Origin of the sequence: Paenibacillus abyssi (genome assembly GCF_014640295.1) — a bacterium.
In the GTDB taxonomy this organism is placed as follows: Bacteria; Bacillota; Bacilli; order Paenibacillales; family Paenibacillaceae; genus Paenibacillus_D; species Paenibacillus_D abyssi.
The window spans coordinates 1-23,305 of record NZ_BMGR01000002.1 but is presented as its reverse complement, the minus strand read 5'-3'; the positions used below and the strand labels follow the sequence as shown (position 1 = coordinate 23,305).

14 protein-coding genes and 1 rRNA gene are annotated in these 23,305 nt (G+C 51.7%); 11 read left to right on the top strand and 4 right to left on the bottom strand.

What is annotated here, in order from left to right; genetic code table 11:
• Positions 1 to 75 precede the first annotated feature (75 nt).
• Positions 76 to 1,233, bottom strand: coding sequence for a metallophosphoesterase (locus tag IEW11_RS02760; RefSeq protein ID WP_188528837.1), 1,158 nt, complete (start codon positions 1,231 to 1,233; stop codon positions 76 to 78).
• Positions 1,234 to 1,430: 197 nt separating this feature from the next.
• Here IEW11_RS02760 and IEW11_RS02755 point away from each other — a divergent pair, with 197 nt between their 5' ends.
• From IEW11_RS02755 to uvrA, 5 genes are all read left to right on the top strand, one after another.
• Positions 1,431 to 3,176: an ABC transporter ATP-binding protein gene (locus IEW11_RS02755; protein ID WP_188528835.1), complete on the top strand. Its 1,746-nt coding sequence runs from the start codon at positions 1,431 to 1,433 to the stop codon at positions 3,174 to 3,176.
• Positions 3,169 to 4,998 carry an ABC transporter ATP-binding protein gene (locus IEW11_RS02750; RefSeq protein ID WP_188528833.1) on the top strand — a complete coding sequence of 610 codons (1,830 nt, stop codon included), beginning with the start codon at positions 3,169 to 3,171 and terminating at the stop codon, positions 4,996 to 4,998. Before IEW11_RS02755 ends, IEW11_RS02750 begins: the two co-directional genes overlap by 8 nt.
• Before the next feature lie 219 nt (positions 4,999 to 5,217).
• Complete coding sequence (locus IEW11_RS02745; protein ID WP_188528831.1) at positions 5,218 to 5,418, top strand: cold-shock protein; 201 nt, start codon at positions 5,218 to 5,220, stop codon at positions 5,416 to 5,418.
• 252 nt (positions 5,419 to 5,670) lie between these two features.
• A complete protein-coding gene (uvrB, locus tag IEW11_RS02740; protein ID WP_308422689.1) occupies positions 5,671 to 7,668 on the top strand; it encodes an excinuclease ABC subunit UvrB in 1,998 nt (665 codons plus the stop codon).
• A 16-nt stretch (positions 7,669 to 7,684) separates the two neighbouring features.
• Positions 7,685 to 10,570, top strand: a complete 2,886-nt coding sequence (gene uvrA, locus IEW11_RS02735; protein ID WP_188528829.1) for an excinuclease ABC subunit UvrA — start codon at positions 7,685 to 7,687, stop codon at positions 10,568 to 10,570.
• Between the two features lie 170 nt (positions 10,571 to 10,740).
• Here uvrA and IEW11_RS02730 read toward each other — a convergent pair whose 3' ends face one another.
• The gene (locus IEW11_RS02730; RefSeq protein WP_188528827.1) at positions 10,741 to 12,351 is read right to left on the bottom strand and encodes a nitrite/sulfite reductase; all 1,611 of its coding nucleotides are present in this window, start codon (positions 12,349 to 12,351) and stop codon (positions 10,741 to 10,743) included.
• A 270-nt stretch (positions 12,352 to 12,621) separates the two neighbouring features.
• Here IEW11_RS02730 and IEW11_RS02725 point away from each other — a divergent pair, with 270 nt between their 5' ends.
• Positions 12,622 to 12,837, top strand: a complete 216-nt coding sequence (locus tag IEW11_RS02725; RefSeq protein ID WP_188528825.1) for a hypothetical protein — start codon at positions 12,622 to 12,624, stop codon at positions 12,835 to 12,837.
• 257 nt (positions 12,838 to 13,094) lie between these two features.
• On the opposite strand, the gene IEW11_RS02720 is transcribed toward IEW11_RS02725, so the two are convergent.
• On the bottom strand, positions 13,095 to 14,063 hold the full coding sequence (locus IEW11_RS02720; protein WP_188528823.1) for a sugar phosphate isomerase/epimerase family protein: 969 nt from the start codon (positions 14,061 to 14,063) through the stop codon (positions 13,095 to 13,097).
• A gap of 301 nt (positions 14,064 to 14,364) precedes the next feature.
• On the opposite strand from IEW11_RS02720, the gene IEW11_RS02715 reads away from it, so the two are divergent.
• Positions 14,365 to 16,896 carry a U32 family peptidase gene (locus IEW11_RS02715; RefSeq protein WP_188528821.1) on the top strand — a complete coding sequence of 844 codons (2,532 nt, stop codon included), beginning with the start codon at positions 14,365 to 14,367 and terminating at the stop codon, positions 16,894 to 16,896.
• Between the two features lie 66 nt (positions 16,897 to 16,962).
• Here IEW11_RS02715 and IEW11_RS02710 read toward each other — a convergent pair whose 3' ends face one another.
• The gene (locus IEW11_RS02710) at positions 16,963 to 17,322 is read right to left on the bottom strand and encodes a hypothetical protein (RefSeq protein WP_188528819.1); all 360 of its coding nucleotides are present in this window, start codon (positions 17,320 to 17,322) and stop codon (positions 16,963 to 16,965) included.
• Positions 17,323 to 17,490: 168 nt separating this feature from the next.
• Between IEW11_RS02710 and pcrB the strand changes: the two genes are divergently transcribed.
• The 4 genes from pcrB to IEW11_RS02690 form a co-directional block, all read left to right on the top strand.
• The gene (gene pcrB, locus IEW11_RS02705; RefSeq protein WP_188528817.1) at positions 17,491 to 18,198 is read left to right on the top strand and encodes a heptaprenylglyceryl phosphate synthase; all 708 of its coding nucleotides are present in this window, start codon (positions 17,491 to 17,493) and stop codon (positions 18,196 to 18,198) included.
• A gap of 184 nt (positions 18,199 to 18,382) precedes the next feature.
• Entirely contained in the window at positions 18,383 to 20,773 is a 2,391-nt protein-coding gene (gene pcrA / locus IEW11_RS02700; protein WP_188528815.1) for a DNA helicase PcrA, read from the top strand.
• Positions 20,774 to 20,816: 43 nt separating this feature from the next.
• Positions 20,817 to 22,835: an NAD-dependent DNA ligase LigA gene (gene ligA, locus IEW11_RS02695; protein WP_188528814.1), complete on the top strand. Its 2,019-nt coding sequence runs from the start codon at positions 20,817 to 20,819 to the stop codon at positions 22,833 to 22,835.
• Between the two features lie 410 nt (positions 22,836 to 23,245).
• A 16S ribosomal RNA gene (locus IEW11_RS02690) occupies positions 23,246 to 23,305 on the top strand; the annotation flags it as partial.

Genomic DNA, 23,305 nt, shown 5'->3' with positions numbered 1-23,305 from the left:
GAGAACGGGGCTATCCCATCGTCATCGATGAGTTATGGGACAGCGCCATCTTGCGGTTATGTCACATAGGCAAGCTTAGGCTTTGTCATCAAAGGTAATGATTAATTCAATGATTTCCGAGCGGCTGCCGAGCCGGATTGGCGGTCCCCAGAAGCCTAAGCCGGAGGATACGATGGCATGCATTGTATCTTTGCGTTTGTACCCCCAATCGAGCTCAAACAAGCGTCGTGTAATAAAATGGTTGGGTGTCATTTGCCCGCGGTGCGTATGCCCGGACAGCATGACATCCACCCCTGCGGCGGCTGCCAGATCCAGATGATACGGCTGATGATCCATTAGGATGACCGGGTGACTGAGATCGACGCCGCTGAGCAGCTCACCGAGCTTTAGCCTGCCGGCGCTGCCAAAACGTGCTGAATCAGCGCTGCGGTCCTTCCTGCCGACGATATACAGTGAATCGGCTACTTGCACGGAGCGATCCAGCAGCACCTGGATGCCGACCTGCTGCAGCCGTTCCACAAACTCATCCACATGGCCGCCGATATATTCATGATTGCCGAGCACGGCATATACGCCATGTTTGGCCTTTAATCCGCGCATGGTCTCCGCCATATTTTGCTGAATGAAAGGTTTAATATCGTCATCGATAATGTCCCCGGGCAGCAGGATCAGATCAGGGTTCAGCGCATTGATCCGTTCTACAAATCCCTGAAGATGCTTATTGCGCACGATCGTTCCCAGGTGAAGGTCGGAAGCGACGGCGATCCGCATGGTTTTCAATTGTCCGGCCGGTTTATCGATCTTGATCTCATAGGTGCGCACAATCGGACGCCATGCATTCCAAGAGCCGACGGCCAGCAGGAGCGCCAGGATGCCCAGGATAATATAGCCGATACCCGGCACGTATTCGTCCGCAGGCACATTATTGATATTTAACAAGAGGGCGGCGACATCAGCCATAGGCAGCAGCAATACGGCATACATTAAAATAGCGAACCAATAAGAGCCGGCAGCCTTCAACAAATAGAAAACAAAATAAGGGACAAAACGCTCCGCCAATCTGGCAAGAAGATATCCCAAACTTACGATCCAGAACACGATCCAATAGGGCCAAGGATTGGTCATGCCGAAGGTATGCTGGAGAAACACAAGGCCATGCCAGCCAATGTAATAATTGATGCCCAGATATACGATAAGAATCGTTGTAATAACAGCGATGAAACGACGGCGCATACAGTACACTCCTTAGATGATAGACTTCTAGAGAAGCATTACGGATGAGCCATGCGTTTCGTCGCAAAATTATCCATATAAATCACGGATGAGAAAAGATCGTTTAATATTATTGAATATTCAGTCATACTGGATTAACATGTAACTTAGCAATGTTTCTTCCGTGTTTGTATGAATAAGGCAGGGATGTGAAGCTCATGAGCGGGAAAAAATTGTTAACCGATCATTTTAAACGGTACGGCTGGATCTATGTATTTGCTTTTGTATTGCTGGCTTCGGCCAATATCATCTATGCGTTTTTCCCTAGAATACTGGGGCAATTCGCCGATGAGCTGAACCGGAATGGACTGACGCGGCAGGCGATTGTTCTCTACAGTCTGACTTTGCTGGCGATCGGCATCGGTTATGGCGTGCTGTTCGGCTTCGGACAGTATGTGAACCACCGGATGGGGAGAAGGTTTGAATACAATTCGCGGCAGCGCCTTTTCCAACACTTTACGCGTCTGAGTGAGCAGTATTATTCAAAAAACGGCATTGGCAAGCTGCTTAGCTATGTCATGAACGATGTGACGGCAGTGCGGGAATCGATTGCTAATGGAGTTAACCAATTGACGAATGCGTCTGTCCTGCTCATATCCGTCATTACGATGATGATCCTGAGCGATATACCCAAGCTGTTGATTCTGTCCTGCATACTGCCTCTGCTGTCTATTCCGATTCTTGTGGTTTACTTTGGTCCGCGTATACGTGAACGATCAAAGAAGGTTCAGGAAGCGCTCGCAGAAATGACCGAATCGGCGGAGGAGCAGTTTGGCGGCATTCGCGTAACGAAAACGTTCGGCATTGAAGACATTGCACAGAAGCGGTTCGGGCAGACAGTCGACCGGATCAAAGACAATCAACTGCTGCTTGTCCGCATGACAGCGATGTTTCAAGCGATGATTCCGTTCGCGGGCGCTTTGTCGCTTGTCGTTGCGATTACGTATGGCGGATATCTTACGATTGAGGGAGCTCTCTCGATTGGCAATTTTGTAGCATTGACGCTTTATTTAAGAATGATCATGAATCCGCTGCAGTCGATCGGCAACGTGATTAATACCGTGCAGCGCTCGCGGGCGTCTCTTGACCGTCTTAACCGGCTGCTTGCGGAAAAACAGGATATTCAGGAAGCGGAGCAGGCCGTGCCGCTGGTGCAGGGGGCAGGGGATATCACCATCCGGGGCTTGTCATTTGCTTACCCCGAAACCGATCGCTTGTCCTTGGAGCAGCTAAACATTCATGTGCCGCAAGGGAAGACGCTCGGCATCGTGGGCAAGACCGGGAGCGGCAAGACAACCCTCGTTAAGCTGCTGCTGCGCACTTATGATCCGCCCAGGGGCACGGTTTTCATCGGGGGCCAGGACATTAGGGATTTGACGCTGGAGAGCCTGCGTACCCAGATCGCATACGTGCCGCAGGACGGTTTCCTGTTCAGCACCACGATCCGCGATAATATCGCCTTTTATAACCGGCAAGCTGGCAATGCGAGTGTAGAGCGGGCGGCAAAGCTTGCGGAGGTGTATGATAACGTCGCTGGCTTCACCGACCGCTTTGAGACCAAGCTGGGGGAGCGGGGGTTGACGCTCTCCGGGGGACAGCGCCAACGGACCAGCCTTGCCAGAGGGCTCATCAAGGACGCGCCGATTCTTATTCTCGATGACAGCGTAAGTGCTGTAGACGCTTTAACGGAAGCGAGTATTTTGCAGAACCTGCGGGAGGTCCGCAAAGGCAAGACGACGCTGTTGATCGCGCACCGGATCAGCGCAGTCAAACACGCCGACGAAATCATCGTGTTGGAGGAAGGCCGCATTATCGAGCGGGGCACGCATCAGGAGCTGCTGAGCAAACGGGGGTATTACGCTTCGCTGCATGAGATCCAGGAAGAAGGGGTGTCCCATGGCTAAGGAAGGCGATATACGATCGGAAGAGGATATTAATCCGAATTACACAGTGAGCAAGGAAAATAGGCGCAAAGCTTTTCTGGCGATGCTTGCCTACGCCAAGCCGCACCGGATGATATTTGTAGCTGTCTTCTTTTGTGCCGTATTTGCAATATCGGCTGACCTGCTTCAGCCCTATCTGGTCAAGGTGGCGATAGACGACCGTGTGCTGTTCGGCGACCATGGCGCAGGCAGATTGATTATGCTTGGCGTGATCTATTTTCTGTTGGCCGTTCTCAGCATGCTGTTTACGTTTTGGCAGGCGAACCTGCTTCAAAAGGCAGGGCAGAGCATCGTCGCGGCGCTTCGCAAGGATTTGTTCAAGCACATTTCAGGGCAGTCGATGTCCTTCTTCGACCGCCACGCGATCGGCAGCCTCGTGACCAATGAATCAAGCGATACGGAGACGATCAACCAGTTTTTTACGCAGGTGCTGTTAAGCATTATCCGGGACGGCATGTCGCTGCTGATGATTATCGGGTTTATGTTTTTTCTTGATGTACAGCTTGCGCTGTATTGTTTGATTCTGCTCCCGCTTATTGCGGTCATTGCTGTCGCCTTCCGCGCGCTCCTGCGCAATTCATACCAACGCGCGCGCACGCAGCTGTCGCGGTTAATCGCCTTTCTGGCAGAAAATTTGGCGGGGATGAGCCTGATTCAAAATTTTCATCAGGAGAAGGAGCAGGTATCGCGCTTTTCCGAGCGCAATGAGAAATATTTAAAGGAAAGCCTGCGCGAGGTGCGGGCAACCGTTATCTTTAACCGCTCATTTGATATCTTAGGAAATGTGTCGGTCGCTTTTGTCGTGTGGATTGGCGGCATCGCTGTATTTAACCAGCAGCTGGAGTTCGGGGTGCTGTATGCCTTCATCAGTTATATCCGGCAGTTCTTCCAGCCGATCAACCAAATCACCCAGCAGTGGAATACGCTGCAATCCACGCTTGTTTCGGTCGACCGCTTGTGGCGTATATTTTCCGTTCAACCGGAGGTCCGCGATCCCGCACCGGAAGCAGCCCGCCCTATAGGCTTGTCCACCGTGAAGGGCAAAGTCGATTTTAATCATATCCGCTTTTCGTATGCGGATGACAAGGACGTCCTGCATGATCTGGAGCTGCACATCCAGCCGGGTGAGTTTGTAGGCATCGTCGGCACAACCGGCGCAGGCAAAAGCTCCCTTGTGAATCTGCTGGCCCGTTTTTACGATGTAAAGCGGGGCAGCGTGGAGATTGACGGCGTCGATATCCGCAGGCTGCCGCTGGATTCCCTCCATCGCATTGTCGGGCTGGTGCAGCAGGATCCGTATCTCTATTCGGGATCGATTGTGGACAATGTGCGGTTGTTCGATGAACGCATCTCGCGGGAAGCGGTCATCGAGGCATGCAGAACGGTTGGCGCAGATCCGATGATCGCCAGATTGAAGAAGGGATACGATACGCGGCTGTCCGAGCGGGGCAGCGGCCTGTCGGCAGGCGAGCGGCAGCTGATCTCCTTTGCCCGGATATTGGTGTCCCAGCCCAAAATTCTAATCCTGGACGAAGCAACCGCTCACTTGGACTCGCATACCGAACGATTGATCCAGCAGGCGCTGAACATCGTTTCCGAAGGCAGGACCACGCTGGTCATCGCACACCGGCTCTCCACGGTTAAGCATGCCGACAGGATCATTGTCATGCGCAGCGGCATGATTGAAGAAGAAGGTACACATGAGACGCTCCTTCAATTAGGGGGATATTACGCCGAGCTGTACCGCCATGCGTTTCAGGGAACGGCAGCGGGAGAGCGGTAATGAAAGCGGATATCTTTTTACTTGAATATTTGTCGGTATGGTGAATTAATTCGTTTGCATTCCGTATGAGTCTGTGATATGATCATAACAGTTGATAAAAGGTGTTACCGATTCGCATATTGAAAAGGGCTAACATTTACAATGAAACCTTTTTCAATATGTGAATTTTTGTTTATCGGCAAAATGAACATGTTAAAAACACTTTTGGAGGTAATAACTATGCAACAAGGTACAGTAAAATGGTTCAACGCAGAAAAAGGCTTCGGTTTCATCGAAGTTGAAGGCGGAAGCGACGTATTCGTTCACTTCTCCGCAATCACTGGCGACGGCTTCAAAACCCTTGACGAAGGTCAACGCGTTGAGTTCAACGTTGTTCAAGGCAACCGCGGACCACAAGCTGAAAACGTAGTAAAACTGTAATCCACTTACAGATAAAACTGCTCTTCCCCTCTGGGGTGGAGCAGTTTTTTTTGTAATTTTAAGAAATGATACGTTTCGCTTGTACCGGAAAATAGGGAACATCCTCCGATTGCAACAGGGCATTGAAACCATTATAATGGATGGGAACACATATTCTTATTAGATGTTCATTGTCTACTTTACTGGATAATTTGGGTATGATTATTAATAATACTTTTTCATAGATTAAAAGGGATACGAGAGGAGAAGGGCATGAGCGAATTGGAAGTGATGTCAAAATCGTTCGAGCTGCTTTCTGAATACTCGCCGCAGGGCGACCAACCCGCAGCGATCAAAGAGTTAGTGGAAGGGATTAAGCTGGGCAAAAAGCATCAAACCTTACTAGGCGCAACCGGAACGGGGAAAACCTACACGATCGCCAATACCATCGCGCAATTGAATCGGCCTACCCTCGTCATCGCGCATAACAAAACATTGGCTGCGCAGCTGTGCAGTGAGTTTAAAGAGTTCTTTCCGAACAATGCCGTCGAGTATTTCGTCAGTTACTACGATTACTATCAACCGGAGGCTTATATTCCTTCGTCGGATACGTACATTGAGAAGGATTCCAGTATTAATGATGAGATTGACAAGCTGCGCCACTCCGCTACAAGCGCACTGTTCGAACGCAGAGACGTTATTATCGTGGCGAGCGTCTCGTGTATTTATGGCCTCGGCTCGCCTATGGAATATAAGAGCCTTGTGTTATCGCTGCGCGTAGGGATGGAGAAGCCGAGAAATGCGATCCTGCACAAGCTGGTGGATATTCAATACCAGCGCAACGACATCAATTTCGTGCGCGGGACATTTCGCGTACGCGGCGATGTGATCGAGATTTTTCCCGTAGCGAATAACGAGCGGGCGATCCGGGTTGAGCTGTTCGGCGATGAGATAGAGCGGATCACGGAGATCGATGTATTGACCGGCGAGATTGTGGGCGAGCGTGATCATGTCGCCATCTTCCCCGCCTCTCACTTCGTAACCCATGAGGATACGATGAAGGCGGCGCTGGTTAATATCGAGCGTGAGCTGGAGGAACGGCTGGCGGAACTGCGGGAGCAAGGCAAGCTGCTTGAGGCGCAGCGCCTGGAGCAGCGGACGAGATATGATATCGAGATGATGCAGGAGATGGGCTTCTGCTCGGGGATCGAGAACTATTCGGGGCCTTTAACCTTCCGTGAACGGGGCTCTACGCCCTACACGCTGATGGATTTTTTCCCTGACGATATGCTGATCGTCATTGATGAGTCGCATGTGACGCTGCCGCAAATCCGCGCCATGTACAACGGTGACCGTGCGCGTAAGGAAGTGCTTGTCAACCATGGCTTTCGTCTGCCGTCGGCGATGGATAACCGGCCGCTTCGATTTGAAGAGTTCGAAGACAAGGTCAAGCAGATCATCTTTGTCTCGGCGACACCGGGCCCTTATGAGATAGAGCATTCTCCGGAGATGGTCGAGCAAATCATCCGTCCGACCGGACTGATCGATCCGATCATTGAGCTGAGGCCGACGAAAGGGCAGATCGATGACCTGCTTGGCGAAATCCGGGACCGCATGGCTAAGGATGAACGGGTGCTGGTTACGACATTAACGAAGAAGATGGCGGAGGATTTAACGGATTATTTGAAGGAAGTGGGCATCAAGGTCCGTTACCTGCATTCCGATATCAAGACCCTGGAGCGGATGGCGATTCTGCGCGATCTGCGTCTTGGCACTTTCCATGTTCTTATCGGCATTAACCTGTTAAGGGAAGGGCTCGACCTGCCGGAGGTATCGCTCGTTGCCATCCTGGATGCGGATAAGGAAGGGTTTTTGCGTTCGGAACGCTCGCTTATTCAGACGATCGGCCGCGCCGCGCGCAACAGCGAAGGCCGGGTTATTATGTATGGAGACAAGGTGACCGACTCCATGGCTAAGGCCATGCAGGAGACAGAGAGACGCCGGACGATTCAGCTTGCTTATAATGAGAAGCACGGCATAACGCCGCAAACGATCCGGAAGAGAATCCACGATGTTATCGAAGCGACCAAAGTAGCCGAGCAGAAGGCCGAATATTTGACGAGCGGCGAGCTAAGCAAAATGTCGAAGAAGGACCGCCAATCGCTCATTCAGCGGCTGGAAGCGGAGATGAAAGAGGCGGCCAAAAACTTGCAATTCGAACGGGCCGCAGAGCTTCGTGATGCATTATTAGAATTGAAAGCGGAAGGGTAGAAGGAGGGAAAGAAACTTGGCTAGTGATCAGATCGTAGTCAAGGGCGCACGCGCCCATAATTTGAAAAATATCGATGTAACGATACCCCGCGACAAGTTTGTCGTATTGACGGGCCTGAGCGGTTCAGGCAAATCATCACTGGCATTCGATACGATCTATGCGGAAGGGCAGCGCCGATACGTGGAGTCGTTGTCTGCTTATGCAAGGCAGTTCTTAGGGCAAATGGAAAAACCGGACGTCGACTCCATCGATGGGCTGTCGCCGGCCATTTCGATTGACCAAAAGACGACCAGCCGCAATCCGAGGTCTACCGTAGGTACGGTAACTGAAATATATGATTACTTGCGGCTCTTGTTCTCCAGAATCGGCAAGCCGCATTGTCCGGAGCACGGCATCCAGATCACATCGCAGACCGTGGAACAGATGGTCGACCGGATCATGGAATATCCCGAACGCACAAGGCTGCAGATTCTTGCTCCGCTGATCTCCGGAAGAAAAGGGGAGCATACAAAGCTGCTTGCGGATATTCAAAAGCAGGGTTTTGTCCGTGTGCGGATCAATGGGGAAATACGCGATCTAAGCGAGAAAATCGAGCTGGAAAAAAACAAGAAGCATACGATTGAAGTCGTCGTCGACCGGATTGTGGTCAAAGATGATGTCCAATCAAGGCTTGCCGATTCATTAGAGACGGCATTGAAGTTATCCGACGGTCAAGTCATCGTTGATGTGATCGATAAGGAAGAGCTGCTGTTCAGCTCGAACCTGGCTTGCCCGATCTGCGGATTCAGCATCGATGAGCTGGCGCCGCGGATGTTTTCCTTCAACAGCCCCTTCGGAGCATGTCCTGAATGTGACGGACTCGGAGCCAAGATGATTGTGGATCCGGACTTGCTCGTTCCGGATGTTTCGAAGTCGATCGAAGAAGGTGCTTTTGAAGCATGGGCGGGCAGCACATCGAACTATTATCCGCAATTTCTGGATGCTGTGTGCAAGCATTACGGAATCCCGAAGGATAAGCCGGTAAGCGAGTTGTCGGCGGATCAGATGAAGAAGTTGATGTACGGAACCGGCGGTGAACGTGTCCGATTCCGCTACGAGAATGACTTTGGCCATTCCAAGGAAGCGCTCGTACCGTTTGAAGGGATTGTCCATAATCTCGAGCGGCGCTACCGCGATACAGGGTCGGATGGGATTCGCGAGTACATTGAAGCTTATATGAGCGCGAAGCCATGCAGCAGCTGTAAAGGGCACCGCCTGCGCAAGGAAAGTCTTGCTGTAACGGTAGGGAAGGAAAATATCGCCCATGTTACATCACTATCGATTGGCGATGCGCAGCGCTTCTTTGATGGGCTGGAATTAAATGATAAAGATCGGACGATTGCGCATTTGATCCTGAAGGAAATCAACGGTCGGCTCGGCTTTTTGGTCAATGTAGGCCTGGAATATTTGACGCTCAGCCGTGCGGCGGGCACGCTCTCCGGCGGCGAAGCGCAGCGGATTCGTCTTGCTACGCAGATCGGCTCGAGCTTGATGGGTGTGTTGTATATTTTGGACGAGCCGAGTATTGGCCTGCATCAACGCGATAACGACCGCCTGATTAAGACGCTGGAGCATATGCGGGACCTGGGCAATACGCTTATCGTGGTTGAGCATGACGAGGACACCATGCTGGCTGCCGACTATATTATCGATATCGGTCCCGGAGCCGGTATCCATGGCGGAGTCGTTGTGGCGGAAGGCACACCTCAGGAGATCATGCAGGATGAGAAATCGCTCACCGGGCAATATTTGAGCGGACGCAAGTTCATTCCCGTTCCGCTTGCGCGCCGGGCGACGAGCGACAAATGGCTGGAAGTTCGCGGGGCCAAGGAGAACAATCTGCGCAATCTGAATGCAAAGATTCCGATCGGCGTATTCACGGCTGTTACCGGTGTATCCGGCTCAGGCAAATCAACGCTGGTCAATGAGATCTTGTATAAGACATTGGCGCGTGATTTGAACAAAGCGAAGATGCGTCCGGGAGCGTACAAAGAGCTTCGCGGGCTCGAGCATTTGGAGAAAGTCATCGACATCGACCAGTCGCCGATCGGACGGACGCCGCGCTCCAATCCAGCGACCTACACGGGCGTATTTGACGATATCCGTGACGTGTTCGCCACCACCAATGAATCGAAGGTGCGGGGTTATAAGAAAGGACGCTTCAGCTTTAATGTGAAGGGCGGCCGATGTGAAGCGTGCCGCGGCGACGGCATCATCAAGATCGAGATGCATTTCCTGCCGGATGTTTATGTGCCGTGTGAGATTTGCAAAGGTAAACGATACAACCGTGAAACACTTGAAGTAAAATACCGCGGTAAAAGCATTTCCGACGTGCTGGAAATGACGATCGAGGATGCCGTCGAGTTTTTCAAAAACATTCCGCGTATCCATCGCAAGATGCAGACGTTGTTTGACGTTGGACTAGGCTACATGCGTTTGGGCCAACCGGCAACAACATTATCCGGCGGGGAAGCGCAGCGTGTGAAGCTGGCGGCAGAGTTATACCGCCGCAGCACCGGCAAGACACTGTACATTCTCGATGAGCCGACGACAGGACTGCATGTCGATGATATCGACCGCCTGCTTGTCGTCCTGCATCGACTCGTTGATTCGGGTGAATCCGTGCTTGTCATCGAGCATAATCTCGACGTCATCAAGACGGCGGACTATCTCATTGATCTTGGTCCGGAGGGCGGTACCGGCGGCGGAACGATCGTGGCGACGGGGACACCTGAAGAAGTGGTAAAAGTAAAAGGCTCCTATACCGGGCGTTACTTGAAACCGATTCTGGAACGCGACCGTGAGCGAACTGAAGAGCAGCGTAAATTACAGGATGGCGTAGCGGCGGCTTCCGCGCAATAGCAAGTCATGGTCTGCAGCAAAAAAATATGAAATCCGCCTGTTTAACCATCGAGGATGAACAGGGGGATTTCTCATAACATAGCAGCTTTATCTTTTATGTAAGCTGCTCTTTCTACACGAAACGGTGCTGCCCTCATCTAAGGGCAGCACCGTTTTTGCTTGCTTATTTATTAAGATGCAAGGATATCCGTCAGCTTCTCTTGGAAAGCCGGAACGCCTACACGGTTTACAAAAGCGTTAAAGGATTCATTAGCTTGGCGCTCTGCTTTGTAGAACTCAAGCAACTGTGCAATAACGCCGGCAACATCGTCGCCTTTGACACGGCCTTTAAGCGGTGTATTGAATGCCGCTTCAGGTCCAAGCGTACCGCCGACAGCAATGTCAAACGCATCAACCATGCCTTCAGGCGTTTTAACAAGCGCGCCTTGAAGGCCGATGTCCGCGATGTGTTTCTGGCCGCAAGCATTTGGACATCCGATCATATGGATACGGATTTTTTCATCCAGCTCCATATTCTCATCCAAATATTCAGCAACGCGTTTAGCGCGTTCCTTGGTCTCAACAACTGCAAGGTTACAGAACTCATTGCCTGTGCAGGACACGGTACGGCTCATGAAATGTTTAGGATTCGGAGTCAGACGCTGCAGTACAGGCGCTTTCAGCACTTCTTCGACTTTTGCGTCCGGAATGCCGCCAAGGATAATGTTTTGCGCCATTGTTGTGCGAACTTTACCATCGCCGTATTGCTCAGCCAGATCAGCCAATTGCTCAAGCTCTTCCGAATTGGTGCGGCCTACAGGCACGTTCAATCCGATGAAGTTCATCCCTTCTTGCTTTTGCTGATGCACACCGTCGAAATAAACGGCTTTCCAGCCGACGATTTTGTTCTCGCCTTTGGATGGCATGTCGCCGATAATTTCAATCAGTTTTTCTTTGAATTTCTCAACGCCCCAGTCGGCCACTAAGAATTTCAAACGGGCGTGATGGCGTTTCTCACGGTAGCCGTAGTCACGGAAAATTGTCGTTACTCCGATGGCAACCTTCAAAACTTCATCCGGACGAACAAAAATATCAAGCTCCTTCGCCAAGTGAGGTTTAGCGGACAAGCCGCCGCCTACATAAGCGTGGAAGCCAAGAACCTCTTCGCCGTCAATCACTTTCGTGGCAGGGACGAAGGCAAGGTCATTAATTTCTGCATGTGCATTGTTATAAATGCTGGAAGAGATGGACATTTTATATTTGCGGGGCAGGTTGGAGAAATCACGATTCAAAATGAAGAAATCGTTCACCTGTTCAACAATATCCGTTGTGTCCATTAATTCGTCTTTATCGATACCGGCCAGCGGGTTGCCGACAATAGTCCGCGGGCAGTCGCCGCAAGCTTCATAGCTGTACAATCCGACATTCTCAAGACGTTTGAAAATGTCCGGCAAATGTTCAACGCGCAGCCAGTGGAATTGAATTGCTTGACGAGTCGTTACGTCAACCAAGCCGCGGCCGTAATCCCGTCCGATGGAAGCAAGGGCACGCGCTTGAGCTGCCGTCATGACGCCTTGGTTGATACGAACGCGCATCATGAAATGTCCGTCTTTAGGCTTTTGCTCGTATACGCCGGCCCATTTGAAGCGGTTCATGTCGTCGCCTTCAATCGCGTCATAGCCCTTATCAGCGTATTCTTCAATAATAGTTCGAATTACGTCAAGACCGTCTTTCTCGATCTTTGCGAATTCGAATTTATTCAATTTGGATGGATCCTTCATCCATACCGCTTCGTAAGCCATTTTCACGTTCCTCCTTAATTGTTACCACACTAGAAATTCCGATGAAATTAGTATGATTACTCTACTGCTGATGGTATCATATTTTCCTGCTGTGGACAATGGTTGGCATCGATTCATCTGATAAGAGAATGTTATACGCGACATTGTCTGTTTTTAGACGTTCCAATAATCGTGACAAACTTGTTACACTTAACAAATCAGACTTGCATCAAGCGTTCCTAAAGGCTAACATAGAATAATATAGGCTACGTGCGAAAAGGAGGTCCCCCCATGTTTTTGGCAGAGGAAAGTACAGCCGCAGTTGTAAGATTTCACGGGTTCGACATTTTCATGCTGTTGTTCACCCTGATCATCTTTATTGCGTTTGTTCGATTACTGATGGCTCGCCCGAGAAAAAATCTGTTCGCGATCGGCTTTACAGCGGTCTCGCTCATATTGTTTCTCGTCGTAGACTACATCATGATCTTCAAGGTATGGATGGGCTGATTACCGGTTCATACATAGCTATCGATGGCAAACAACCTTGATCCTCGCATGAAAGAGGGACAAGGTTGTTTTTATTTTGTCTTTTTTCTCCTCTATATAAGCAGCAGGAATTAATCTTCATACAAAAAGCAAAAGAGAGGGAAGACGTTGCGTTGGCAACGGGCGGACAACAGCGGCTGGAGGAAGGTACACCTGATCGTCCCCGGATATTAATCTTCAAAAAAGGGGAGCGACCCTCCCGGATCGCTCCCTATTGCTTATACCCACCACATTTCGCCCAAAGGCTCCTTAATCAATACGGTCTGCAGGTTTTGAACGGCTTTCGTGAAGCCCTCGTCAACGGACATCAGTCCATCTTCATGCTCGATGCTGACCACATAATCGTAGCCAACCAGGCGAAGCGCACTGATGATGTCCGCCCATGTTTTCATATCGTGACCAAAGCCGACGGTTCTGAACTGCCATGCGCGGTCCAGCATAAGAGCGTAGGACTGCATATCGGTTACACCGTGCTTGTTCACATTAATCGGATCGATCGTTGTATCTTTGGCGTGGAAATGGTGAATCGCACCAGCACGGCCAAGGATATGAATCGCTTGTACCGGATCAATGCCCTGCCACCACATATGGCTTGGGTCAAGGTTCGCGCCGATCGCCTCGCCTGCCGCTTCGCGAAGACGAAGAAGGGTAGCCGGCGTATGTACGGAGAATCCGCCATGAAGCTCCAAGCCGATTTTTACATTGTTTTCGGTTGCCAGCTTGCCGATTTCAGTCCAATATGGAATGACTTTATTCGTCCACTGCCAGTCGAGGATTTCTTGATAATCGTTCGGCCAAGGAGCAACCGGCCAGTTCGGATATTTAGCATCCTCATGGTCGCCTGGGCAGCCGGAGAACGTATTAACAACTGGAACGCCGAGTTTGCCGGCCAATTGGATCGTTTTGCGGATGATTGCGTCATGCTCGCTGGAGATCGCTTTTTGCGGGTGCAGCGGATTGGCATGGCAGCTGAGGGCGCTGATGGTCAGGCCGCGTGATTCTACCGCATGCTTGAACGCATTCAATTTGCCTTCATCGGCCAGCAATTCGTCCGGATTGCAGTGTGCGTCGCCAGGATAGCCTCCGGTTCCAATTTCCACTGCATCCAGGCCTTGCGCAGCGATATAGTCGAGTGCTTCCTCAAGAGATTTTTGGGCGAAAAGTACAGTAAATACACCAAGTTTCATTAGCTCTGAATACCTCCCATTTTCGGATGGTTGATTTGGTAAAGCGTTTACCAACGTATTATACCATGTCTTAATTGGTGAACGAAACAAGGGATGCCTCCAAAAAGCAATAAAAAGCAAGATCACATAAAAATAGACCAAATTAAGCAGCGCAAACCGCTCTTGCAAAACTCGAAAAAGAACAGGCGGATATAGAATAAGTAATAGATGACAGTGGATATGGCGTGCAGGGTTTGTTAAAATGAAAGAAAGTATAAGCTTCATCTTATACTAGCGTTAATTTGAAGGAGCAACATATTATATGACAACCTATAAAAGGGAAGATATTGAACTGCTGGCCCCGGCCGGTGATTGGGACTGTATGCGGGCGGCAGTTGCGAACGGCGCGGATGCGGTCTTTTTTGGTGTAGAGAAGTTTAACGCAAGAGCGCGTGCCAACAATTTTCAAAGCAGCGAGCTTCCGGAAATTATGGCTTTCCTGCACAGCTACGGCGTAAAAGGCTTTTTGACCTTTAATATATTGGTGTTTGAGGACGAACTGAATGATGCTAAAAAGCTTATCGAAATGTGCATCGATGCCGGCGTGGATGCTGTCATTGTGCAGGATTTGGGCCTCGTTAAGCTGATCCGCGAGCTGTCGCCGGATTTCCCGATTCACGGCTCGACACAGATGACGATTACTTCGCCGGAAGCGGTGGAGTTTACGAAGCCGTTCGATATCGAACGGGTCGTTCTCGGACGGGAGAACAATCTGAAGCAAATCCGTACGATCGGAGAACAGGCCAAGCTGCCGATGGAAGTCTTCGTACACGGCGCGCTTTGCGTGAGTTATTCCGGCCAATGCCTGACCTCGGAAATGTGGGGTGGACGCTCCGCTAACCGTGGAGAGTGCGCACAGGCTTGCCGCCTGCCGTACGATCTGATGGTCGATGGAGAGCAAAAGCCGATGGGCGACGTTGCTTATTTGCTGTCGCCGAAGGATTTGGCGGCGATTGATATCGTACCGGAGCTTATTGAAGCCGGCGTAACCTCCTTTAAAATTGAAGGGCGTCTGAAGACTCCGGAATATGTGGCCAATGTGGTGAGCAAGTACCGCAAGGCGATCGACAGTTATTTCGACGGCGACCGCAGCGGACCTGCGAAAGAAGATGTACGCGAGCTGCAGCAAAGCTTCTCGCGCGGTTTCACGCACGGCTTCCTGGATGGCACCAACAATAAAAAACTGGTTGAAGGCACCTTTCCAAAAAGCCGCGGCGTCTATATGGGCCGGGTTGAGCGGGTACTGCGCGATGCGGTCGTATGCCGCATTGACGCCCCGCTTAAGCGCGGGGACGGCATAGTGTTTGACGCAGGCGACCCGACGAAAAAGGAAGAGGGCGGCCGCGTCTATGATCTGCGCCGGCAGGGCGTGAAGCTGGAAGGCGAAGCACAGGAAGGCACAGTGCTGGAAATCGTGCCGGGCCGCAATGATGTTGATCTGCAGCGGGTGCATGTCGGCGACCGGATATGGAAGACAAATGATCCGGCACTCGATAAGCGGCTGCGCCAGTCCTTCGAAACGGACAAGCCGTATCGTGTATTTCCACTGAATATCAAAGTAACAGGCGCGGCAGGCCAGCCTCTGCGCACATGGTGGACGGATGTGCAGAAGGGGACCACCGTTGAGGTCGTGTCCGAGCTCGAGTTGGAATTGGCCCAGAAGCGTCCAATGGACGAGACGCTGCTAAGAGAGCAGCTCGGCCGCCTTGGCGGAACCGTCTATCAGCTGGAGCAGCTCGATGTCAATTTGAACGGAGACTTGATCGTCCCGATTCGCGAGCTGAACCGGATGCGGCGGGAAGCCGTGGAGCAGCTTGCGGGCGAGAGGCCTAAGCCGCCGGTATACATCAAGCGGCAGGTTGACGTTTTTGCCGATTCTCGCCGCGAAACGAACAGAACTGCTTCGTTGGATAGCATAGCTGGACCACAACTGACCGTTCTCTGCCGCAGCTTGGAGCAGGTAGAAGCGGCAGTGAAGACCAATGTCGAGCTTATCTATGCCGACTTCGAATTCATCAAGCAGTTTCCTGCTGCCGTGGAAGCGGCAAGACGTGCGGGCAAACGCATTGCACTTGCAACGCCGCGCATCCATATGCCGGGAGAAAACGGGTACCACAACAATATTCTGAAGCTGCAGCCGGATGCGGTGCTGGTGCGCAATACCGGTGCGCTCTACTTTTATCTGCGGGCTCGTTCCGAATATGAAGCTCAAGGCAGGGCGGCGGAATTCCCGCAGCTGATCGGAGATTTCTCGCTGAATATCGCCAACCATAAGACGGCGGATCTATTCCTTGATGCGGGATGCGAGCGGGTGACGCCTTCTTACGATCTGAATGTGCAGCAAATGGTCGATCTGCTGGGACGCGCGGACACAAAGCGGATGGAAGTGGTGCTGCATCAGCATCTTCCGATGTTCCATACCGAACACTGTGTCTATTGCACCTTCTTAAGCGAAGGGACAGATTACACCAACTGCGGCCGTCCGTGCGAGGAGCACCATGTTTCGCTGCAGGACCGGATCGGTATGTCGCATCCGGTTCGCGTAGATGAAGGCTGCCGGAACACGGTGTATAACGCGATCGAGCAATCGGGCGCAGAATATTTGAAAAACTTTGTGGAGCTCGGCGTATCCTCCTTCCGGATCGAGTTTTTGGAGGAAACAGCAGAGAAGGTAAGTGAGGTTATCGGTCTGTATAATGAAGCACTGGCTGGACGGATTAGCGGCACGCAAGTGTGGCGCAGTCTGAAAGCAACCAACCAGTTGGGCGTAACGCGCGGACAGTTGGTTAAATAAGCAGGAATGCTTTTGCAAAAAAAGGCGGCGATTCAACCCCATATGCTGGGTGGATCGCCGTCTTTTTCATTTATCTTCGTACCCTGGATAATTGTAGTCCGTATTGTGAAGCTCCCCGATGATGTTCATGCTGCGGATATGATCTCTTGTTTCCTCCGTACCGACACGATAGATCGCGCGGTATACCTCAATCAAATGTTCGGTGAACTGATCGTTTGCCGGATCATGGTCATTTGATTTGTAAGGAAGAGGAGCTCTTATGTGTGTGAGCTCATCATCGTGCTGCTGGTGGTCGAGCAAAGTCTGCAGCTTCTGGAGCTCCTCCTCAGTGGCGAGAATTTGCAGCTGCTCGGAAAGGGATGGCTCGGTCTCGATGGACTTTCCTGATACCGAAACGTAATAATGATTTTTCATATTTGAATTCATGTCGAATTCCTCCCTATTTATAGTGGTTTGCTATATTTGGCTCTATGGATTTATACCACTTAAGCGGCTTGGGTGAATCATTCTGCCCGATCACACATCCTAAATTGACAGGCGGTAAGGGGTGACTTAGACTAAACAAAACGAACATTAGGGAGTCGAGAAATAAGAATGCGGGAAGCATTGTTTGCGAATTGGAGACATGTGTTTAAATTGGACCCGGACCGTCCGTTGGACGACGAAATGTTGGATGCCATTTGCATGTCAGGTACGGATGCGGTCATGATCGGCGGGTCAAGCGGGGTTACATTCGATAATACCGTTGATCTGCTCTCTCGTATAAGAAGATATGAAGTGCCTTGCGCCTTGGAGGTTTCTTCTGCGGACGCGGCTGTGCCTGGATTTGATCTGTACTTGATTCCTATGGTGCTCAATACGCAGCGGGCCGAATGGATTGTCGGCCGTCAGGCGGAAGGTGTGCGCGAGTATGGCTCTTTTATACCGTGGGAGGATACGTTTGCGGAAGGATATATCATTCTTAATAAGGAAGCTGAAGCCGCGAGGTTAACGGAGGCCAGCACCGAACTGGACGAAGCGGATACGCTTGCTTATGTCCGTCTGGCCGACCGCTTGATGCGCCTTCCGGTCATTTATCTCGAATACAGCGGCCGGTTCGGTGACATGCAGCTGGTGCAGCGAGCGCACGGCTTGCTGACGCAAGGCCGCTTGTTTTATGGAGGCGGGATCGACAGTGTGGAGAAGGCGGGCCTGGCCGCCGCTGCTGCGGACACGGTTATCGTCGGCAATGTGATTTATTCGGATTTGGCTGCTGCACTGCAGACGGTCCGGGCGGTTAAGGAAATCGGGCAGCCGCTCTGATAATAGAGGGCAGGCAATGAGCGTTCTGTCTGTAACTTTGTCAGCGGGTAACGATCATTCAGGGCCAAATGGCTGCGTCAATGGTAAACTTTAATTCGTTCGGACCGCGTATCTTCAATTGACACCTTCCCGTCCATTGAATAGACTTGGGATAGGCGAACAAATGCGAACAAAGGAGTACACTATGTTTAATCGAATAGATATCGATCAAGCGGTACAGCGACTTAATGAACGTCAAAGGGAAGCGGTGCAGGCGACGGAAGGCCCGCTTCTGATTATGGCCGGCGCAGGCAGCGGGAAGACCCGCGTGCTGACGCATCGCATTGCATATTTGATCGACAAGCGCCGGGTTGCTCCCTGGAGCATTCTGGCGATTACGTTTACGAACAAGGCGGCCCGGGAGATGCAGGAGCGGGTAGCCGCTTTGGTCGGTCCGGGTGGACAGGATATTTGGGTATCGACCTTTCACTCGATGTGCGTGAGAATTTTGCGTAAGGATATTGACCGCATTGGCTATCATTCTAATTTTTCTATCTTGGATTCAACCGATCAATTGTCTGTCATACGCAATTGTATGAAGGATATGAATGTGGACACAAAGAAATTTGAGCCCAAAGGCGTGCAGGCCGTCATCAGCAGCTCGAAGAATGAGCTGATCACACCGGAACGTTATGAAAGCACAGTGGGCGATTATTACCAGCAGATTGTCTCGAACGTATACCATGCGTACCAGAAGCGGCTGAAAAGCAACAACTCCCTCGACTTTGACGATTTGATCATGATGACGATCCAATTGTTCAAGGACGTGCCGGAGGTGCTGGAGTTTTATCAGAACAAGTTCCGGTATATTCATGTCGATGAGTATCAGGATACGAACCGGGCGCAGTATATGCTGACCCGGATGCTGGCTGACAAGCACCATAACATCTGCGTGGTCGGTGACAGCGACCAGTCGATCTACCGGTGGCGCGGTGCGGATATCACCAACATTCTTAATTTTGAAGAGGACTATCCGGAGGCGCGCGCGATTTTGCTCGAGCAGAATTACCGCTCCACAGCCAATATCTTGAACGCGGCGAATGCGGTGATCAAGCAAAATACCGGACGCAAGGCGAAAAAGCTGTGGACCGACCGCGGCGAAGGCGCGCCGATTACGGTCTATCAAGCCGATTCCGAGCATGAGGAAGGATACTTTATTACGGGGGAGATCCGCAAAAACCGCGGGAGCGGCAAAAAGTATGCGGACCACGCGATTTTGTACCGGACGAATGCACAGTCCCGGGTCATTGAGGAAATACTGATTAAATCGGATATTCCTTACCAGATTGTCGGCGGGATCAAGTTCTATGACCGGAAGGAAATTAAGGACCTGCTCGGGTATTTACGGTTAGTGTCCAATCCGGACGACGATATCAGTTTGATGCGCATTATTAATGTGCCTAAACGCGGCATCGGCGATACGACGCTGGCGAAGATCTCTGCCGAAGCGGTAAGGCGCGGCGAATCGATGTTTACGGTACTGAAAGACTTGGAGGGCGTTGATGTTGCGGGGAAAACCCGCCTTGCGCTGATGGAGTTCCGCAGCATGATCGATTCGTTAACGCAGATGGTGGATTACCTCTCGGTAACCGAGTTGACGGAGAAGATGCTGGAGATGAGTGAGTACAGGCTGGAGCTGCAGCAGGAGAATACGCTGGAGTCCAAGTCCCGGCTGGAAAACATCGACGAGTTTCTCTCGGTAACGATGGAATTCGAGAAACGCAATGACGACAAGACGCTCATTGCATTCCTGACCGACCTGGCGTTAATCGCGGACATCGACTCGATGGACAAGGCGGATGATGCGGAAGCGGAAAAGGGCGATGCCGTCACCTTAATGACGATGCACAGCGCCAAGGGCTTGGAATTCCCGGTTGTGTTCATCATCGGCATGGAGGAAGGGATCTTCCCGCACAGCAGGGCTTTCTCCGATAACGAGGAGCTCGAGGAGGAACGCCGGATTGCTTATGTCGGCATCACCCGCGCCGAGCAGCAGCTCTATCTAACGTGCGCCAGAATGCGCACGCTGTTTGGCCGGACAAGCGCGAACCCGCCTTCGCGCTTTCTGGAAGAGGTGCCGTCCGAGCTGAAGGCGGACGCCGGCTCAAGCGGCCGCGCGGGCAGCTACGGCAGTGCTGCCCGCCGCGGCGGTTCCACCACGGAACCGGCCGCAGGCTTCGGGTTCCGCGGTGGCAGCGGGGCCGGGCGCGGCGCTGCAAGCGCGCCCGGCCCGGGAGGCCGCCCCGGCTATGCGGGGGCGGCAGGCACCGCCGCGGGCGGCGGCGCAGCGAGTCGTGGCGGCGCTGTGCGCGTCACGACGCCGATGCACGCCGCCCAGGCGGCAGCGGCAGGCGCGGCAGGCGATGCGCCGCGCAATTTTGCGGCGGGCGACAAGGTTGCGCACGCCAAGTGGGGCACCGGCACGATTGTCGCCGTGAAGGGCGCCGGCAATGATATGGAGCTGCAAATTGCGTTCCCGGCGCCGGTTGGAGTGAAGCGGCTGCTTGCCGGATTTGCGCCGATTACGAAAGTGTAAAAATCCGGAGCGTTATTATTACCCGAGAGGATGGTCGCCCTTTATGGAGCAGCAGTTGCTTGCACGCATGGAAGAACTGGCAGCTGAGATTAATCGCTATAACTATTACTATTACACACTGGATGATCCGAAGATCAGCGATAAAGAATATGATGCGTTATATGATGAGCTGGTCGCTTTGGAGCGGGAGAGCGGCGTCGTTCTCCCTCATTCTCCGACAGGCCGTGTAGGCGGAGAGCTGCTCAAAGGCTTTGAGCCGCACCGCCATCGCGCGCGCCTGTGGAGCTTGGACAAAGCGCAGGACGCAGAGGATCTCCTGGCCTGGAATCAGCGTGTGCGCAGGGCGATTGCCGATTACAATACGAAGAACCCCGAGTCGGAGCCGCTTCCGGAGCCGACCTATGTTGTCGAGCTGAAGTTTGATGGACTGACCCTCAATCTTACGTATGAGGACGGCGTTCTGGTGCAGGCGGCTACCCGCGGAACCGGTACGGTCGGTGAGGGGATTTTGGCGCAGGTCAAGACGATCCGATCGGTTCCGCTCAGGATACCGTTTACGGACGGGATTATTGAAGTGCAGGGCGAGGGCATCATGAACCTCTCTGTGCTCGCAGCTTATAACCAGACGGCCGTCGAGCCGTTGAAAAATGCGCGGAACGCAGCTGCAGGCGCACTTCGTAACCTGAACCCGAAAACGACCGCAGAGCGGAAGCTGAATGCTTTTTTCTATAATATCGGATACGCTGACGGCGTTGCGTTTGCAACGCATCAGGAAATGATCCAGTTTCTTCGAGATAACGAGTTTAAAGTAAACCCATATATCGTCTATTTTGATTCAATTGAGGATGTGCTGGCGGAATTGGAGCGGATCGCGTCCATGCGTGCCGACTTGGACTTTCTGATTGATGGAGCGGTTGTGAAGCTGGTAGATATGCGCACCCGGGAAGCGATTGGATACACGGATAAGTTTCCGCGGTGGGCAGTCGCCTACAAATTCGAAGCGGAAGAAACAACGACGATATTGGAATCCGTAGGGTGGGAAGTAGGCCGTACGGGCAAGATTACACCGGTCGCGCGGGTAGAAGCGGTGGAGCTGGCTGGGGTGACGGTTCAGAACTGCACGCTTAACAATATCGGCGATATCGAACGCAAGAACTTGAAGCATGCTCTGGGCACCCGTGTGTTTATTCGCCGTTCTAATGATGTCATTCCAGAGATTTTGGGAAAGGCAGACGATGAGGAAGGGCAAGAGATTGTGTTCCCGACGGTTTGTCCGTCCTGCGGAACCGAGCTGGAGCAGCGCGGTGCGCATTTGTTCTGCAACAACAAGCTGGCGTGCAAGCCGCAAATCATTGGGCGGATTACACATTTTGCTTCACGGGATGCGATGGATATCGAGACGTTCAGTGTCATGACCGCGGAGCAGCTGTATGAAAATTGTGAAGTGCGCGATCCGGCGGATCTATATGAAATCACCTATGACGATCTGATTAATCTGGAACGGTTCGGAGACAAAAAAGCGCGCAAGCTTATTGAAGCGTTCGAGAAATCGAAGGAACGCGATTTAGCCGCGTTTCTGTTTGCGTTAGGCATTCCCAATACAGGCAAAGCCACGACCAAGATGCTGGCAGATCATTACCGCAGCTTGGATGCCCTGATGGCCGCTGAGCCGGAGGAACTAGTGGGGCTTCCCGATGTTGGTGCCATCGTTGCCGACAGCATAGCCGGATTCTTTAGAGATCCGATTATAAAAAGCAGTATCGAGCGTATGCGTTCGCTTGGCGTAAAAGCTGAGGCGGAACAACCGGCAGCGATAAGCCAAGATAGCGTTTTTAGCGGCAAGACGGTCGTACTGACGGGAACATTATCTCAAATGACGCGTGATGAAGCAGCTAAGCGGCTAGAGGCATTGGGGGCGAAGGTATCGGGGAGCGTATCGAAAAAGACGGATTACGTTATTGCCGGAGAAAGCGCAGGAAGCAAGCTGGTGAAAGCGCGGGAGCTCGGCGTGACTGTTATAGAGGATGAAACCGAGCTTTTAAAGCTATTGGGCTTATCCTAGTTAGAGTAATAAGGAAGAAGAGTACGCCGGTCCACATGGATCGGCGCATTTTTTGCAGTAACATAAGAATGCATAAGTTCCCCTTCATATTTCTTTTACCGCGAAACGGTGCCGCATCCCAAAGACGGCAACAGCTGGTTCAAGCTAATGTAAAAAAATACTATTTGTTTTTTTTCGATGGATGTGTTAAATTATTTCTTGTCGCTTTTGAGCCGCGTTGAGATGCTGAAATCACTCGAAAAAAAGATGTGAAATAAGTTGTTGACATCGAGGGCAGAAGCTGATATTATGAATAACTGTCACGACAGAATGTGACAAGCAAGTTCTTTGAAAACTGAACAAATGGATCGCGTCGATCCGACAATATTTTTTGTCAGCAACTATTGAGCTGAACAAGCTTATCTATAACTTTTATGGAGAGTTTGATCCTGGCTCAGGACGAACGCTGGCGGCGTGCCTAATACATGCAA